Below are 16,523 nucleotides of genomic sequence, written 5' to 3'. Positions count from 1 at the left end.
TGAAGTATCTAACATATCGTCTTACTCTTGAGGTGTCGCCGCTTCTGTTTCTGTGGGAACGACGGATTCACTCGTTTTACTTGGCTCACTGGGCGCAGGAGTAGAACTACTGCTGACATTGCCGCGGCCACGATTCACAGGCGCACTGGGCGGCGGTGGCGTACTTGATTCTGTCTGGTTACTTAAATCAGGCGGGGTGCGCCCAATAATTTCCGTTTGATGCTGGGCAAAAAAATCTAAACCTTCTTTGACAATGCGCACGTAAGCCCGTGGCGTAATCGTCGCACCGGTAAATTGATCAAAAACCCCGTGATCTTTTTTCACGCCCCATAATTCAGGAGTTGGATCGGACAACGATTTACCGTCGAACGACAACACCCAATCATCTTTCGCCACTTCAATTTTATCGCCCAAGCCCGGCGTTTCACTGTGAGACAAAGTGCGCACGCCCAAAATCTGACCCGAACGATCTACACCCATAATCACACTGATTTTGCCCGAATAACCATATCCCGACATTTCATAAGCCGCCGCAGAAACTATTCCATTTTCATCTCGCGCTAAAAAAACCGTTTTCGGTGGCGCATTGTCTTGTGGAATGGAGAAGGTATCTTTTAATAAATCATTATGGTGTAAAGCCGCGGGAATGACTTGAGCTAATGAAGCTTTTTGATCATTGGCTTTGGCTAAGGTGATGGCATCGCGGGTCTCAATGTCGGCGATGACAATCGCCATGCTGGCAATTAACCCCACACCGCCAAGTAATCCACCGTGATAACCAATTCGATTGCGATAACTGGGGACTTTTTGTGTATTCATTGTGACGATTACCCCTGACGATTGACTTCTAAAGGTTTACCCGTGCGCGTCCGCCCGTAGATACGCGGCCGCACATAATGATCGATCAATGGCGTAATGGCATTCATTAATAATACAGCAAAACCCACGCCTTCAGGGAAAGACCCCCACGTCCGTACCACATATTCAATAATCCCAATTCCCACGCCAAATAAAATTTGTCCGCGAGGCGTAGAAGGCGCAGTGACCGGGTCTGTGGCAATAAAAAATGCCACCAAAATTGCGCCCCCATTCAACATGTGAAATAAACCATCGGCATAACGATCCGGCGAAATCAAATTAAAAATCGTCGCCAATAAGAAAGAAGTGGCAAGAATAGAAACAGGAATGTGCCAAGTAATAATTCGCCGAATTAGCAGATAAATACCGCCTAATAACAGCAAAATGGCCGACATTTCTCCCAAACTGCCTCCCGTCCAACCCAACAGCGAATCCCAATAACTGTAAGTGGATAAGACTTCGCTAACGGTATGATTTAAAGTCAATTCGGTTTTCAGATGACCTAAGGGCGTTGCACCTGTATAAGCATCGGCGGGAATCACACCGCCAAAAGTAATCGCTAAACTTTCCAGTAAACTGGGCGCGCCTTCTGTAAATAAGGGCGTGGGATTAATCCACGTCGTGAGTTCGAGTGGAAACGCAACCAACAACATGACTCGCGCCAACATCGCCGGATTAAACACATTTTGTCCCAATCCACCAAACAAATGCTTGCCAATCAACACCGCAAAACTAACCCCAATAACCGCAATCCACCACGGGGCCCACGGCGGCAAAGTCATGGCGATCAATAAGCCCGTCAACACCACAGAACCATCATTTAAAAAGGGTTTAATCGGCTTATTAAACAGATATAAAGCAAGGGCTTCTGTGGCCAAAGCAGTGGCGACAGAAATCAAAATCAACCACAACGACGGCCAACCAAAAATCACCACGCCAAAAATCAACGCCGGCAAAATGGCATAAATCACCTGCCGCATCACCATAGGGACGGAAATCGCCGCGTGAGTATGAGGGCCACTGACCAAAGGATTAACTATTGTATTCATGCTGATTCTGCCGCTTTTTCTGCTTGTTTACGGGCTTTTTCTAACTCAGCCGCTCGTTTTTTGGCTTCGGCTTCGGCTTTACGGCGGGCGGCGGCTTCTTCACGCGCCAAACGCGCTCGTTCTAAGCGTTCATTTTTTTGTTCAACTAAGCGTTTATTTTCTTGACTCTTATGTTTGGCTTGCTGACGTGCAGTTAATTCGCCTTTGGCATAATTAAAATATTGTACCAATGGAATATGCGAAGGACACACGTAAGAACAACACCCACACGCCACACAATCCAATAAACCCAAATCGACGACATTATCCAAATTTCCTGCACGCGCTTGGGCGGCCATTTGCAACGGCAACAGACCACAGGGACACGCCTCCACACAACGCCCACAACGAATACATGGCATGGTGGTTTGTTGATTAATTTCATCGGCTGTTAAAGCGATAATGCCGCTTGTGCCTTTGACTACAGGGACTTGTAAATAAGGAATCACTTGTCCCATCATGGGACCGCCCATGATGATTCGTGCGGGCATTTCGGTTAGACCGCCGCAAAATTCAATCACATCACTGAGTAATGCGCCTACAGGCACTTCTACATTTTGCGGTTGTGATACCGCGCCGCCGCCTACGGTGACGACGCGAGAAATTAACGGCCGTCCTAATTTGACCGCATGTTGTACCGCATAAGCCGTTCCCATGTTATGCACCAACACGCCCACATCCGCACCCAAACCGCCCGCAGGCACTTCTTTGCCCGTGACCGTTTTAATCATGTGTTTTTCCGACCCCATCGGATAACGCGACGGCACTACCACCACTTTAATATCCGCAGCACGTTCACAGGCTTTTTTCAATGCGGCAATGGCCGCGGGCTTATTGTCTTCGACAACTAAAAACGTTTGATTGGCTTGTATGGCGCGCATCATGACCCGTGCGCCTTCGATGATGGCTTCTGGTTTTTCCTGCATTAAGCGATCATCACACGTTAAATACGGTTCACATTCGCCCCCGTTGATCAATAACGTATCGATTTTGCTGCGTTTACCGAGTTTTAACTTGACCGCGGCGGGAAAAGTCGCGCCACCCATGCCAACAATCCCAGCCGCCCCGACTCGCACCGCGATTTCATCGGTAGATAAGTTATAAGGGTCTAAGGGAACAACGGGACTGTCCACCCACTGATCCAAGCCATCTGATTCTAAAACCACCGTGCGCACCGGCAGCCCAGAAGGATGTGGCGCAGGATAATCGCTAATGTCCACAATACAACCCGAAGTCGGCGCGTGAATCGGCGCAGACACCGCGCCTTGACTGTGTGCCAAGAGCTGACCTTTTAGCACGCTATCCCCAATCGCCACTTGAGGCTCGGCGGGCGCGCCAATGTGTTGTTGTACAGGAATGTACAGACGTTTAGGCATGGGCATGACTTGAATGGGTTTATGGGTCGTTGCCTCTTTGCGGCCTTCAGGATGCACGCCACCCCGAAAACGGAATAATTTCATCATGTTAAAATCCTCATTCAAAATCGGCTGCACAGATTTTTGACTTTACGCGGCTAAGGCACTGGGAACGGGTTTATGCCAACGCCAGGTTTTCAGGGTCACTTCAAACGGGTGCATTTGTAGGCATTCCGTAGGACAAGCATCAATACACGCCTCACAACCAATACACGCATCCCGAATCACAGCATGAATTTGTTTAGGCGCGCCGACAATGGCATCAGTAGGACAGTGTTTAATACACTTGGCACAACCAATACAGGTTTTTTCATCAATCGCCGCAAACATCGGGGCTTTTTTTTCAACGTTAGACAAATCAACCGTAACACCTAACAAGGCCGCGATGTCTTCAGCCAACATTCTCCCGCCCGGCGGACAACACGTCACTGCCGCTTGACCGTTGGCAATGGCTTCAGCCGCGGGATTGCAACCGGGAAAACCACACTGACCACAATTTGATCCCGGCATTAATGCCGCAATTTCTGCCACAACAGGGCTAGTTTCGACTTTAAACAGCCGCGCCGCATAACCCAATCCAAAACCCAACGTTAAACTTAATAAAGTTAAAGAAATAATCGCCGCTAACATGATGCACGCTCCTGAATTATTTGAAACTCAAGCCACTAAATCCGATAAACGCCATAGACAATAAGCCAGCCGTAATAAATGCGATAGGCGCACCACTGAAGGCAAACGGAACATTGGTCACCGCCAAGCGTTCTCGTATTCCTGCAAAAATCACCATGACTAAGGTAAATCCCACCGCGGATCCAAAACCGTAAACTGTGCTTTGTAAAAAGGTCAGATGGTCTTGTACGGTGAGCAAAGCCACACCTAACACTGCGCAATTGGTTGTAATTAAAGGTAAAAAGATGCCCAGCACTTGATATAACACAGGGCTGGTTTTATGAATGACCATTTCGGTGAATTGCACCACGGCCGCGATGACGAGAATAAAAGATAAGATACGTAAAAATTCGATACCCAAAGGAACTAATAACCAGTGTTCAAGCAACCAACTGGCGATAGAAGCCAATGTTAAAACAAACGTCGTTGCCAAGCCCATGCTTAACGCGGTATCCAATTTATTAGAAACGCCCATAAAGGGACATAAACCTAAAAATTTGGTCAAAACAACGTTATTAATCAACACCGTAGTGACTAATAACAGCAGATACTCATTCATGGTCACAATTCCTTATCGTCTGAAGAATAGACTTTATTCGCCAGAGTGCATCAAGCGTGCCATTGAATTTTTTATTTATTAATCAATAAGTTAATTTAAAGTTTCGGGGGATTTTAGGGGTATTTTGTGAGGTTTTGAGCAATTGGGGAAAAGGGCTTTGTCTCGAATACAACAAAGCGGGGAGAGGGGTTTTACTCCACATTGGCGTTGATTTGGGTTTGAAAAATGAATACAATGTGTGGCTTATCTTTTTGATAAAGAAGAATGACAACTTATGCGACAGGGCATTGTCTGGGATGAATATTGGCCTTACAATGTCGCACGTATTGACTAAAACCAAGCCTTTTATGGAGGAAAACATGGATTTGATCGACCACTTACAAGCCATCGCTTTGCGTATCGAAAACACCAAAGACATTATCCAAACCGAAGAAGCCACTAAAAATGCTTTTATTATGCCGTTCATTCAAGCATTGGGATATAACGTCTTTGATCCATTAGAAGTAACTCCAGAATTAGCCGCAGATATTGGAACTAAAAAAGGAGAGAAAGTGGATTATGCCATTTTAAAAGAAGGCAAACCTATCCTTATTTTTGAGTGTAAAAAATGTGGGGCGGAATTAAACATTAATCATGCAGCTCAACTTTTCCGATATTTTCATGTCACTGAAGCCAGATTTGCTGTTTTAACAAATGGCATTGTTTATCAGTTTTTTACTGATTTAGAACAGCCTAATAAAATGGATGAAAAACCATTTTTAGAATTTAATATATTAGATTTCAGGGATTCTGAAGTAGAAGAACTGAGCAAGTTTGCTAAAACAACTTTTGATGTGGAGAAAATTCTTACCACCGCCAATGAGTTAAAATATGCCCGCCACATTAAAAATATATTGACCCAATGGATGACTGCTCCTTCAGATGATTTTATTAAACTGGTGGCTGGCGATCTCATTGCGGGTAAACGTTTCACGCCAGTGGTGCGCGAACAATTTGCAGCCGTGACTGCGCGTGCATTTCAACAGCTCATTGCTGAAAAAATTAATACTCGCTTAAAAATAGCGATGTCCAATGAAGCCACAAAACCACAATCAGGAGATCAAGAAATCTCAAAAGAAACGCCTAAAAAACAGGCTGAATCTGAAATTGTGACAACGACAGAAGAGTGGGAAGGTTTCTTTATTATCCGTTCTATTTTGCGCGAATTGGTCGATCCCAAACGCATCACCATGCGAGATGCACTGAGTTATTGTGCCATTCTTTTTGATGATAATAATAGAAAACCAATTTGTCGTTTGCGTTTTAATAATCCGGGTCGTTTGGTGATTGGTTTTTTCAATACCAAAGAGGAAGAAAAAGTTTTAATTCCAGATGTGAATGCAATTTATAATTATGCTGATCGGTTAAAAGCAAGCCTTGCAGCTTATCTTAAATAAGTGATCTTGTTTTTCCATTTTGTATGCTCTCATCTAAGGATGAGAGCATCATGTGCGTTAAATTGGTTTTTTAATCTAAAAAACTTCACTCACTCTCCCACTTTCGCCACAATAACCGCTCAAATCCAACCGCCACCACCGCCGTCGTTTGCAAGTGCAATACCTCTTCTCCATAACGCTCAAATAAAATCGGTTGATAGGTTTCTAATTGCGCAAATGCGGCGGTGAATGCGGCTTGCACTTGGGGTAATTCTTGCAATGCTTTCTCCGATAAATTTTGCACTTCTTTCCCGCTTAAATTCACATCACTTAATTTCACAAATTTAAACTCCATTAAATGATCTAGCATCTCATATTTACGCATATCAGGCCGCGCAATTAAAGTAAAATCGGCATATTGCCGTTTTAATTCGGGTTCTGAATCGACAATGTAAAGACGATCATCAAACAATAACATCATAAACGCTGTTTTAATTGCAAATTCATTGACCCAACGATAATCACGATTACTAAAAATATTCAGTCGTTCTTGAATAAACTCGCATAAGGGTTGTAAATCACCTGTTTTAAAAAAATTATTTTTCGCTTGACGATAATCATCTAATTGCACATCGGGCAATAATAATTTGCGTAATTTCTCCACATATAAACTGCGAATCACCAAATTAGGCACACGCAATTGCAACTCACCTAAATCCACCACTTTATCCTGTGTCAATACGCCTAAATAATAGAGTAAAGAAGCCAATTCATTTTGAGTTTGCTCTTGCTCTAGCATATCTTTGACCCCAAAGCGATCATGTAATTTCGGTACGATAACCTGTTGACTGTCATCACAAATTCGCTGAATTAATGCGGGGCCATTCGGCAATTGCGCAATGTAATTAATACGGTCTCGATCCATACCTAAATTATGGTCTAATAAATCATCAGGATAGCGGCATTCTTCCTGAAGATTTTTCAAAAAATAAAGAGCTAAAGTAGGATTATAAACTGAGGTCAAATCATGCTGATTAAAACAATAACCATTATAAAATTGGCGCATGGTTTTCATCGCGGCCTCAATATCCACTAATTCTCCATTCTGCTGACAGTCATTAGCGACTTGATGTAATGCTTGTTTAATTTCAGCTTCATTAAAACCACACAAATCATTAAAACGCGGATAACGATAAATATTAGTAGCGACATTATAACCGCTGCTAATATCCGCCATAATCACAGGTGAAACTCCTGTAATAAAAACCCGATCTAATCCATTACCTGCTGCGGCGGCTTTTACATTTTTAAATAATGATTTTAAAATGCCTTCGCCATAAACTAAATCCGCATAACGATCATTATTATGGACTTTTGAAGCCATGACTTCGTTGGCAAAATTATCGTATTCGTCTATAAAAAGATAAAGTTTGTGATTTGATGCTTTGACGGCATTGATGAGCGACCAAAAACTTGCAGCAGCATCATCATACATTTTGATGGGCTGTTTCAATTGGGCTTGATAGATTGTCGCAAAATCCTCCATCACCACATTTAAATAGCGATATAAAGCATCTTTTAATTCGTTAGTTGACCCCATCGGCAATACTGAGGAAAAATCCCAAGTCATCACCAAATATTGATTATGTTTCTCAGTCGGTTTCTTACCAATGGCTAAATGGCCAAATAAGGTTTCAAATTCGTCTGCATTTGCCACATTGTAATAATTCGATAACATATTCAGCAATAAACTTTTACCAAAGCGGCGCGGGCGGAGAAAGAGCAGTTGATAACCCGCTTCTTCTAATAACGGAATGCGATCTGTGCGATCAACGTAAAAAAGATTTTGCTCAATAATTTTTTTAAAATCACTAATGCCATAAGGGAATTTCATTTTTTGCGCTCCAGTTTGGGGAAAATTGCGTTTAAGTGTAGCATAAATAACAAAAGCGGCCATTTGGCCGCTTTGCTTTATGGAATTGGCTTAAAAAACACTTATTTTATCTGATAATACACAATTTCCCCATCTTCTAAACGATAGCCAATGTAAACCGCAATAAATTCGCTTAAATCGGGTAATGGAACTTCTAAAGTGAGCGGCAAACGATCAACGGTTTTGGCAGTTAATATTTCCGCGACATCAATAGGGATTTGTTGCCAGTTTTCGCCATCGTGGCTGTAAGCTTGTTCGGCATTGTCGGCTGCCGCAAAAATCACTTCACCCCATTGACCACGATGGTCAGGATTAATTGTGATTTGTATTAAGCCGTTTAATCGCTTGAAACAAACAGTAGACTGTGTGCCATTTTTTAGGCTTAACCCATTGACTTGACAAGGAAAATCATTAGCAAAACGGACACCTTCACCAAAAGTGATACGCTCAGGCAGTTTAGTGTTACTGTCAATGATGGCGTGACTTAATTGGCTGCCGTTAGTAATAGTGACCCCTTTTAAACGCACAGGATTCACAGGATCACCGCTGATTTGACCAGAAATACGCCCGCCTTCTACTATGCTGCCTGCTTTAAATTGGACATTTTTTAATACGCCATGGATCGAACTGGTGTTGCGAATGTGTCCGCCTAACAAACCACCTTGTAAGGTATTGCCTTTAAATTCAATGTCTTCAATCACGCCATTATTGTTCACATAGCCAGACAGTTTGCCACCTTTAATGTGACCGTTGGCGGTGACTTCGATATTGATTAACCAACCTTGGTTTTCAATCCGTTGATCAATGATGCCGTCTGCCACCACGCCTTGCGGCATGAGATATTGGATAGCAATCAATTGTCCACGAGCATTGCAAGTATGATTGTATTCTATTGCACTGACAGGACAATCGACTGTAGCACTGACTGTTGACATCGGTGTTTCTGGTTTGGGTTGTGGGATTGGCTCAGGTTGTGGCTCTTGCGGCTCAGGTTCTGGACTGCCGACCGTCAGCAAAAAAGTATCCTCAGTAAAAAGATGTCGGCCGTCAGTTGCACGAACCACAAAAGACACAGTGCCAATTTGTAGCAAGTGATGGTTAAAGTGCAGTTGATTGGCGTGGATTGATGCCATGTCAATCTGCGGACTGGAAACAACTTGATAGTTTAATACATCATGACCACTGAAATACTCATCCAGCATGAGCGGCGATAAACTGTTACCTAAAGTCATGACGTAATCAGGTAATGGCTTGATTAATTGCGGCGGTGTGCTTTCGGGTTGTGGTTCTGGCTGTGGCTGTGGCTGTGGTTCTGGCTGTGGCACAACGACGGTTTCAAACCAAGCCGTACAGCTTGTGTCAGCAATCAGTTGGAACGCATTGGCACAATTGGACGGTGTCCAATGAGATAAAATAGAACCACTCTCTGGAATCGCCGTTAAAGTGATGGTGGTATTGGCGATGTGGCTATTCCCTTGTGGTGTTACGGTGATTTGCCCACTGCCACTGCCCGCTTTATCTGTACTTAAATGAAATGTTTTGAGATTAAAAGTCGCTGTACAGGTGGTCTCTCCAGAGAGATAAAATACATCACCACAATGCTCAGGATTCCAAGCAGCGAATGTTGAGTTGGCGGCAGGTTCTGCTTTGAGCGCAATAAGAGTGCCGTTAGCGTATTGACCTGTGGTTTTTCCTGTGATTTTGCCCTCACCATTGCCATTGGTTTTTAGGTTTAAATTATAATACGTATTATCAGTAGGCGGAGGTGGAGGCGGAGATGGTGGGTTGTCGTTGTCGCTAATGCTGACATTGACACTGGCAACCGTCATCGTGTCGGGATAATTTCCGCCGTCGCCGTCGCCGTCGCCTGTGGTGATGGCATGAGCCACGCTGCCGCTGTGATTGCCTTCCACAGAGGTGTCATCCACTGCGGTTACAGTCACCGTTTGCGGTGTGTTCCAGTTGGTATGGGTAAAGGTCACAGTGGCAGGTCTTGTAGTCACTTGCGCATTGGGAGTCAGCGTGATTGTGACATCCAACGCAGGCTCGGTACTCAAAACCACCGTATAAGCCCCTGTCGCGCCGCTTTCAGCCGCATTCACGCTGGCTGGATTGATAATTACACCAGAGTCATTGTCAGTAATCGCCACCGTCATATCGGCGATTGCCATACCAATGGAATAATTACTGTCAGCCGCCATCGCTTTGCTGATGAAGAAATCAAGAACCGTCACTGATGATGCGTTGATAGCTGTGATCTGATGTTTTATCACGCAAGAATGCGCACCTTCTGGCGTGGTGTCATTTACAGCAGTCACAGTTATAGCTGTTGTATCAGTATTGGACAACGAGACGCTAGTCGGATTCACAGTACATTGGTTGTCAGGGGTCAGGCTAATTACGACTGTATTTCCCATGTCTGGACTACGGCTTAACGCGATGCTGTACGTTCCTGTTTTGCCATCTTCCGTTGCCGTTGGGTTGCCTGTGATTTTCACGCTCGCGGGCGGGCTATAAGTCACTTCGTTATCTTTACTGGTACTGGCGGAGTTGCCATTACCTGCTGCATCGGTCGCTTTATTGGCAGCAATACTGACTGTCACTGTTCCCGCATCGGTCATGCCTGATACGCTGATTTGATAGGTCGTGCCATCATTCGGCGCGATTTCTGTGACTGTCGCGCTGGCTCCGGGTGCAGTGCCGCCGACTGTCACATCCGCACTGTCAAAGTTGCTCACTACTTTACTAAACGTCGCCGTGAACAAAACGGGCGCGACGGGGGTGAGGTCGTTTTGTGCGCTGGCTTGTTCAATTGTTACTGTCGGTGCGACGGTATCTACTGTAAAACTGCTCACTGCCAACTCGTTAGACACATTACCTGCGGCATCCGTCACTTTGACTTTGCAATTGCTATGTGTGCCGTCACTCAGGCTGTTGAAGGTCACAGTATTATTGCCAGCCGTTGCTGCTGTGGTTATTGAATTACAGTTGCCGTTGTAACTGATTGTTCCTGTCTCGTCGCTGGAAAAAATGTAGTTCGGTGTGTTGTTGCTAGTAAGTGCAGTTACAGGAGTCACTTGTGACAGCGTGGGTGCGACGGTATCTACTGTAAAACTGCTCACTGCCAACTCGTCAGACACATTACCTGCGTCATCAGTTACTGTGATTTTACAGTTATTATGTACGCCGTCACTCAGGCTGTTGAAGATCACGGTATTATTGCCAGCCGTTGCTGCTGTGGTGGTGGAAGTACAGTTGCCGCTGTAACTGATTATACCTGCCTCGTCGCTGGAAAAGGTGTAGTTCTGTGTGTTGTTGTTAGTGGGATTGGGGATTGGGGCAGTCTGTGACAGTGCGGGAGCGGTAGTATCTACTGTAAAACTGCTCACTGCCAACTCGTTAGACACATTACCTGCGGCATCGGTTACTTTGATTGTGCAGTTGCTATGTGTGCCGTCGCTCAGGCTGTTGAAGGTCACGGTATTATTGCCAACCGCTGCTGCTGTGGTGGTGGAAGTACAGTTGCCACTGTAACTGATTGTTCCTGTCTCGTCGCTGGAAAAGGTGTAGTTCGGTGTGTTGTTGCTAGTAAGCGCAGTTACAGGAGTTACGTGTGACAGTGTGGGTGCGACGGTATCCATAGTCGGTGTATAGTATTCGGACACAAAATTAGAGCCGTATTTGACATCGCATTTGTAGTGAGTACCATCGCTCGTCCGCTTGAGGAATAGTGTAGAATTGTGAGTTAAATGTGTCGGTCGAGACTCGGTGCAATTGGTATCGCTATCGTCACGACAATAGGAGACATTGATATCAAAGAGGCCAGTCGAATCCCCAGTGTTATGTGATTCAGTAGGTTGAAGGGTCCAGCCACCCGCAGTGGAGTCGTTCGATGACCCGGTGAGTTGGCAGTGACAAAATTGTTCTATATCTGAACCGATTTGCTCACAAGTACCGGCGGAGGTTATCATCGGGAGTCCGGTCCCAAATATCCACCCCAGCCACAGCACCCAATACTTCCAGACGCGCTGTTTAGACGCACCCTGCTCATAAAGCCGGACAGTGTTCTTTTGCATACGTGACAGCGCGGCTTGAAACGGGAGTACACCGATGGGTAAAATGCGCTTGCCTAAGAAATCAAAGCCATCTTCGGCACAACGAATTTCACGGATTTCCGAATGATTAGCTGGTAAATCAATCGCTTGCAGATGACCACTGGGATAAATGGTCTTCTGAGATTGTAAACCAGAAAAGAGTTTTTGTAACACTATATGTGGTCTCATTTTGAATATGATAGATATGTTCTGAAATGTTTTTCTTCGCATAAGGAATACGTAACAGCGACACTACCAAAATTTCGCCCGACTAAAACTTATTCCATCACTTTGATTTCTTTGCTAAAAATCACAGCGGGTTGGTTGAAGTCTAAGATGGAAGCGGAAATGGGTGTAGATGGAGGTGTCGATGTGGTCGGTGTATAGTACTCGGACACAGGGTTAGAGCCGTATATGATAGGGCATTTGTAGTAGGTATTATCAGAAACACGCTTTAAGTAGAGGGTGGAGCCGTCAGACAAAGACCCTGGTGGGTTCGTGGTGCAGATGGTGTCCGTGTCGTTGGCGCAGTATCTTACGTTCACGGCATTATTGTTCATGAATATGCCGTTGTAAGGAGGGATCACATTTACATTCCAGTTGGCCGCGTACGACGGGTCGAGACCAGCGTTGTCGCAAACGCACGCACCTCCTACTGCGTTGAATCCAATATCAACGCAGGGTGCCGCCGAAACGTGAACCCCAAAACTGGTCCCAAATATCCATCCCAGCCATAGCACCCAATACTTCCAGACGCGCTGTTTAGACGTACCCTGCTCATAACGCCGGACAGTGTTCTTTTGCATACGTGACAGCGCGGCTTGAGATGGGAGTACATCGATGGGTAAAATGCGCTTGCCTAAGAAATCAAAGCCATCTTCGGCACAACGAGTTTCACGGATTCCCGAATGATTAGCTGGTAAATCAATAGCTTGCAGATGACCGCTGGGATAAATGGTATTCTGAGATTGCAAACCAGAAAAGAATTTTTGTAACACTGTATGTAACCTCATTTTGAGTATGATATACCAATTTTTTCAGAGTCGTATAATAATACTTTTCAAATAGGAGAGAATAATGAACAAAAGATATGAAGATTTAGAAGAATTAATGTCAACAGGTGAAGCGAGAGAAGTGAAGCGAGCGATGGCAGTAAGAATGTCTTTGCTTGGTTTTGTGCGTGCGGAAGCGGCTTTAGCGTGTTGTGTCAGTGTGCAATTTGTGGATAAATGGAAAGCCATTTATTTAGCGTCAGGGGTGGAAGGATTAAAGTTAGCGTATAAAGGCTCGCCAGGGTATTTAAAGCCGCGTGAACGAGAAGATGTGATTAATTGGATACAAGAAAAGAAGACAATAACAATAGAGGAACTAAAGAGATACTTAAAAGAGGAGTATGATGTTTTCTATTCTTCAAATACTTCTTATACTAAATTATTAGAAGAAGCGAATTTAAGTTATAAGAAGACACACAAAGAGAATTCGGCAAAAGATGAGGTAAAAGTAGAAGCTAAAAAAAAAGAGATTAAGGATTTAATAGATAAGGAGCGTGAACAGATAGAAAGTGGAGAGGTAATGTACTGGATGCAAGACGAAAGCCATCAGTTGTGGGGAGATATTTGTGGTTATGTTTGGTCGAAAAAAGGAGAAAGAACGTCAATAAAGATGAGTAATTATCGCACTTCTCAAACGTGGTATGGAGCGGTGAATATTTATACGGGAGAATTTATTTTAGATAGGGCAAAGAAAGCTGATACAAAATATACGATAGACTTTATTAACTGGCTCATTTACAGATATAAAGAAGCCCGTCATGTGATTATTTGGGATGGTGCAAGTTATCATCGTTCTGAAGGTTTAAGAACTTATTTAGAGAAATTAAATGGGGGACTTCCAGAATCAGAATGGAAAGTTCGTTTATTAAGATTTGCACCTAATGCCCCAGAGCAAAATCCAGTCGAGGATATTTGGCTTCAAGGTAAGAATTGGGTCAGAAAGAATTTTCATCGCCTATCAAGCTTTAAAGAAGTCACTAGTATGTTTGAGACCTTTTTGTCAGGTAAAGTGTTTAAGTTTAATAAAATTAAACAGTATCTTATACCTAATATCTAGCTAGATATTAAAACTTAATTTGTTTTTATATCTCACATAATTTTGGTATAGATATGTTCTGAAATGTTTTTCTTCGCATAAGGAATACGTAACAGCGACACTACCAAAATTTCGCCCGACTCAGTCGGCGTTATGTTAAACCAAGGTGCGTTTGTAACCACCCATGCAAAATTCTGAAAATGTAAAAGTAAGACTGATAGCATAAATGTGTTTGCTTGTGTACTTACTATAATACTGTAGTATTATTATTGTTATGCGTAAAAATAAATTAAGCAACTGTTAAATATTACTAAAAGTAATTAAAATTAGCTTAACTCAGATGCAACGATCCGTAAATAGCACGAAAGTTGTAAGAACACGCAAAAAAATTATGTGTATAAATATAACTCATTGATTTAATTTAAATTATTTTTCTATTAAACTTTTTTATGATAACAATATATTAAAATATATTGAAAGACAGGTATCAAATGAAGGGGGAATGAAAGTGATTTATAAATTACAATTTACAGAATTAAACAGAAAAAAAAGCGGCTCATGAAAGCCGCTTTTTTATTTACCCAAACAAAAATATTTACTCCTCCGCTTTCCGCCACAATAACCGCTCAAACCCAATCGCCACCACCGCCGTTGTTTGCAAGTGCAATATCTCTTTATTATAACGATCAAATAAAATCGGTTTATACGTTTCTAATTGCGCAAATGCGGCGGTGAATGCGGTTTGCACTTGGGGTAATTCTTGCAATGTTTTCTCCGATAAATGTTGCACTTCTTTCCCGCTAAAATTCACATCATTTAATTTCACAAATTTAAATTCCATTAAATGATCTAGCATCTCATATTTACGCATATCAGGCCGTGCAATTAAAGTAAAATCCGCATATTGCCGTTTTAATTCAGGTTCTGAATCCACAATATATAAACGGTCATCAAACAATAACATCATAAACGCCGTTTTAATCGCAAATTCATTGACCCAACGATAATCACGATTACTAAAAATATTCAGTCGTTCTTGAATAAACTCGCATAAGGGTTGTAAATCGCCTGTTTTAAAAAAATTATTTTTCGCTTGACGATAATCATCTAATTGCACATCGGGCAATAATAATTTGCGCAATTTCTCCACATATAAACTGCGAATCACTAAATTAGGCACACGCAATTGCAACTCGCCTAAATCCACCACTTTATCCTGTGTCAATACGCCCAAATAATAGAGTAAAGAAGCCAATTCATTTTGAGTTTGCTCTTGCTCTAGCATATCTTTGACCCCAAAGCGATCATGCAATTTCGGCACGATAACCTGTTGACTGTCATCACAAATTCGCTGAATTAATGCAGGGCCATTCGGCAATTGCGCGATATAATTAATACGGTCTCGATCCATACCTAAATTATGATCTAATAAATCATCAGGATAGCGGCATTCTTCCTGAATATTTTTCAAAAAATAAAGGGCTAAAGTAGGATTATAAACTGAGGTCAAATCATGCTGATTAAAACAATAACCATTATAAAATTGGCGCATGGTTTTCATCGCGGCCTCAATATCCACTAATTCTCCATTCTGCTGACATTCATTAGCCACTTGATGTAATGCTTGTTTAATTTCAGCCTCATTAAAACCACACAAATCATTAAAACGCGGATAACGATAAATATTAGTAGCGACATTATAACCGCTGCTAATATCCGCCATAATCACAGGTGAAACTCCTGTAATAAAAACCCGATCTAATCCATTACCTGCTGCGGCGGCTTTTACATTTTTAAATAATGATTTTAAAATGCCTTCGCCATAAACTAAATCCGCATAACGATCATTATTATGGACTTTTGAAGCCATGACTTCGTTGGCAAAATTATCGTATTCGTCTATAAAAAGATAAAGTTTGTGATTTTTAGCGCAGCTTGCTCGGAGAAAATCATCAAAAGACGATACGGCATTGCCCCTATTAATAACGACATCAAGTTGATATTTTTCAGCAGATGCCTTAATACTGTTATTTACATGATCATACAATCGACCCTGTATCTCCTCGATTGTCCCTCGCGCATCCACTTTGGAAAAATCCCAAGTCATTACCAAATATTGATTATGTTTCTCAGTCGGTTTCTTACCAATGGCTAAATGGCCAAATAAGGTTTCAAATTGGTCTGCATTTGCCATATCGTAATAATTCGATAACATATTCAGCAATAAACTTTTACCAAAACGGCGCGGGCGGAGAAATAGCAGTTGATAACCCGCTTCTTCTAATAACGGAATGCGATCCGTGCGATCAACGTAAAAAAGATTTTGCTCAATAATTTTTTTAAAATCACTAATGCCATAAGGGAATTTCATTTTTTACACTCCAATTTGGGGAAATTTAGCTTT

At 42.8% G+C, this 16,523-nt stretch carries 11 protein-coding genes; 2 read left to right on the top strand and 9 right to left on the bottom strand.

The window, feature by feature from the left end; all coding sequences use genetic code 11:
* Nucleotides 1-21 precede the first annotated feature (21 nt).
* From rsxG to rsxA, 5 genes are read right to left on the bottom strand one after another with little or no spacing between them, the layout of a single operon-like run.
* Nucleotides 22-819, bottom strand: a complete 798-nt coding sequence (gene rsxG, locus TPSD3_RS10930) for an electron transport complex subunit RsxG (protein WP_086488579.1) — start codon at nucleotides 817-819, stop codon at nucleotides 22-24.
* Between the two features lie 8 nt (nucleotides 820-827).
* The gene (locus tag TPSD3_RS10925; protein WP_086488578.1) at nucleotides 828-1,907 is read right to left on the bottom strand and encodes an RnfABCDGE type electron transport complex subunit D; all 1,080 of its coding nucleotides are present in this window, start codon (nucleotides 1,905-1,907) and stop codon (nucleotides 828-830) included.
* Nucleotides 1,904-3,409, bottom strand: coding sequence for an electron transport complex subunit RsxC (gene rsxC / locus TPSD3_RS10920; protein WP_245391576.1), 1,506 nt, complete (start codon nucleotides 3,407-3,409; stop codon nucleotides 1,904-1,906). The genes TPSD3_RS10925 and rsxC overlap by 4 nt, the downstream gene beginning before the upstream one ends.
* Nucleotides 3,410-3,451: 42 nt before the next feature.
* Entirely contained in the window at nucleotides 3,452-3,991 is a 540-nt protein-coding gene (gene rsxB, locus TPSD3_RS10915; protein ID WP_086488576.1) for an electron transport complex subunit RsxB, read from the bottom strand.
* Nucleotides 3,992-4,007: 16 nt separating this feature from the next.
* Nucleotides 4,008-4,589 (bottom strand): electron transport complex subunit RsxA, encoded by a 582-nt coding sequence (gene rsxA / locus TPSD3_RS10910; RefSeq protein WP_086488575.1) that lies wholly within the window; start codon nucleotides 4,587-4,589, stop codon nucleotides 4,008-4,010.
* Nucleotides 4,590-4,807: 218 nt separating this feature from the next.
* Here rsxA and TPSD3_RS10905 point away from each other — a divergent pair, with 218 nt between their 5' ends.
* Complete coding sequence (locus tag TPSD3_RS10905) at nucleotides 4,808-6,025, top strand: type I restriction endonuclease (protein WP_217884442.1); 1,218 nt, start codon at nucleotides 4,808-4,810, stop codon at nucleotides 6,023-6,025.
* Between the two features lie 85 nt (nucleotides 6,026-6,110).
* On the opposite strand, the gene TPSD3_RS10900 is transcribed toward TPSD3_RS10905, so the two are convergent.
* The 3 genes from TPSD3_RS10900 to TPSD3_RS10885 all read right to left on the bottom strand — a co-directional run bounded on the left by TPSD3_RS10900 (nucleotide 6,111) and on the right by TPSD3_RS10885 (nucleotide 13,029).
* Nucleotides 6,111-7,898 (bottom strand): AAA family ATPase, encoded by a 1,788-nt coding sequence (locus tag TPSD3_RS10900; protein ID WP_086488800.1) that lies wholly within the window; start codon nucleotides 7,896-7,898, stop codon nucleotides 6,111-6,113.
* A 101-nt stretch (nucleotides 7,899-7,999) separates the two neighbouring features.
* Nucleotides 8,000-11,602: an Ig-like domain-containing protein gene (locus TPSD3_RS10895; RefSeq protein WP_140048539.1), complete on the bottom strand. Its 3,603-nt coding sequence runs from the start codon at nucleotides 11,600-11,602 to the stop codon at nucleotides 8,000-8,002.
* Nucleotides 11,603-12,309: 707 nt separating this feature from the next.
* Nucleotides 12,310-13,029, bottom strand: coding sequence for a hypothetical protein (locus TPSD3_RS10885; protein ID WP_086488571.1), 720 nt, complete (start codon nucleotides 13,027-13,029; stop codon nucleotides 12,310-12,312).
* 79 nt (nucleotides 13,030-13,108) lie between these two features.
* Here TPSD3_RS10885 and TPSD3_RS10880 point away from each other — a divergent pair, with 79 nt between their 5' ends.
* The gene (locus TPSD3_RS10880; RefSeq protein WP_086486662.1) at nucleotides 13,109-14,140 is read left to right on the top strand and encodes an IS630 family transposase; all 1,032 of its coding nucleotides are present in this window, start codon (nucleotides 13,109-13,111) and stop codon (nucleotides 14,138-14,140) included.
* 574 nt (nucleotides 14,141-14,714) lie between these two features.
* On the opposite strand, the gene TPSD3_RS10875 is transcribed toward TPSD3_RS10880, so the two are convergent.
* Nucleotides 14,715-16,490 carry an AAA family ATPase gene (locus TPSD3_RS10875; RefSeq protein WP_086488570.1) on the bottom strand — a complete coding sequence of 592 codons (1,776 nt, stop codon included), beginning with the start codon at nucleotides 16,488-16,490 and terminating at the stop codon, nucleotides 14,715-14,717.
* Nucleotides 16,491-16,523 lie beyond the last annotated feature (33 nt).

Source organism: Thioflexithrix psekupsensis (assembly GCF_002149925.1).
Classification (GTDB): Bacteria; Pseudomonadota; Gammaproteobacteria; order Beggiatoales; family Beggiatoaceae; genus Thioflexithrix; species Thioflexithrix psekupsensis.
The sequence above is the reverse complement of the archived record's forward strand: the minus strand, read 5'-3'. Positions and strand labels throughout refer to the sequence as shown.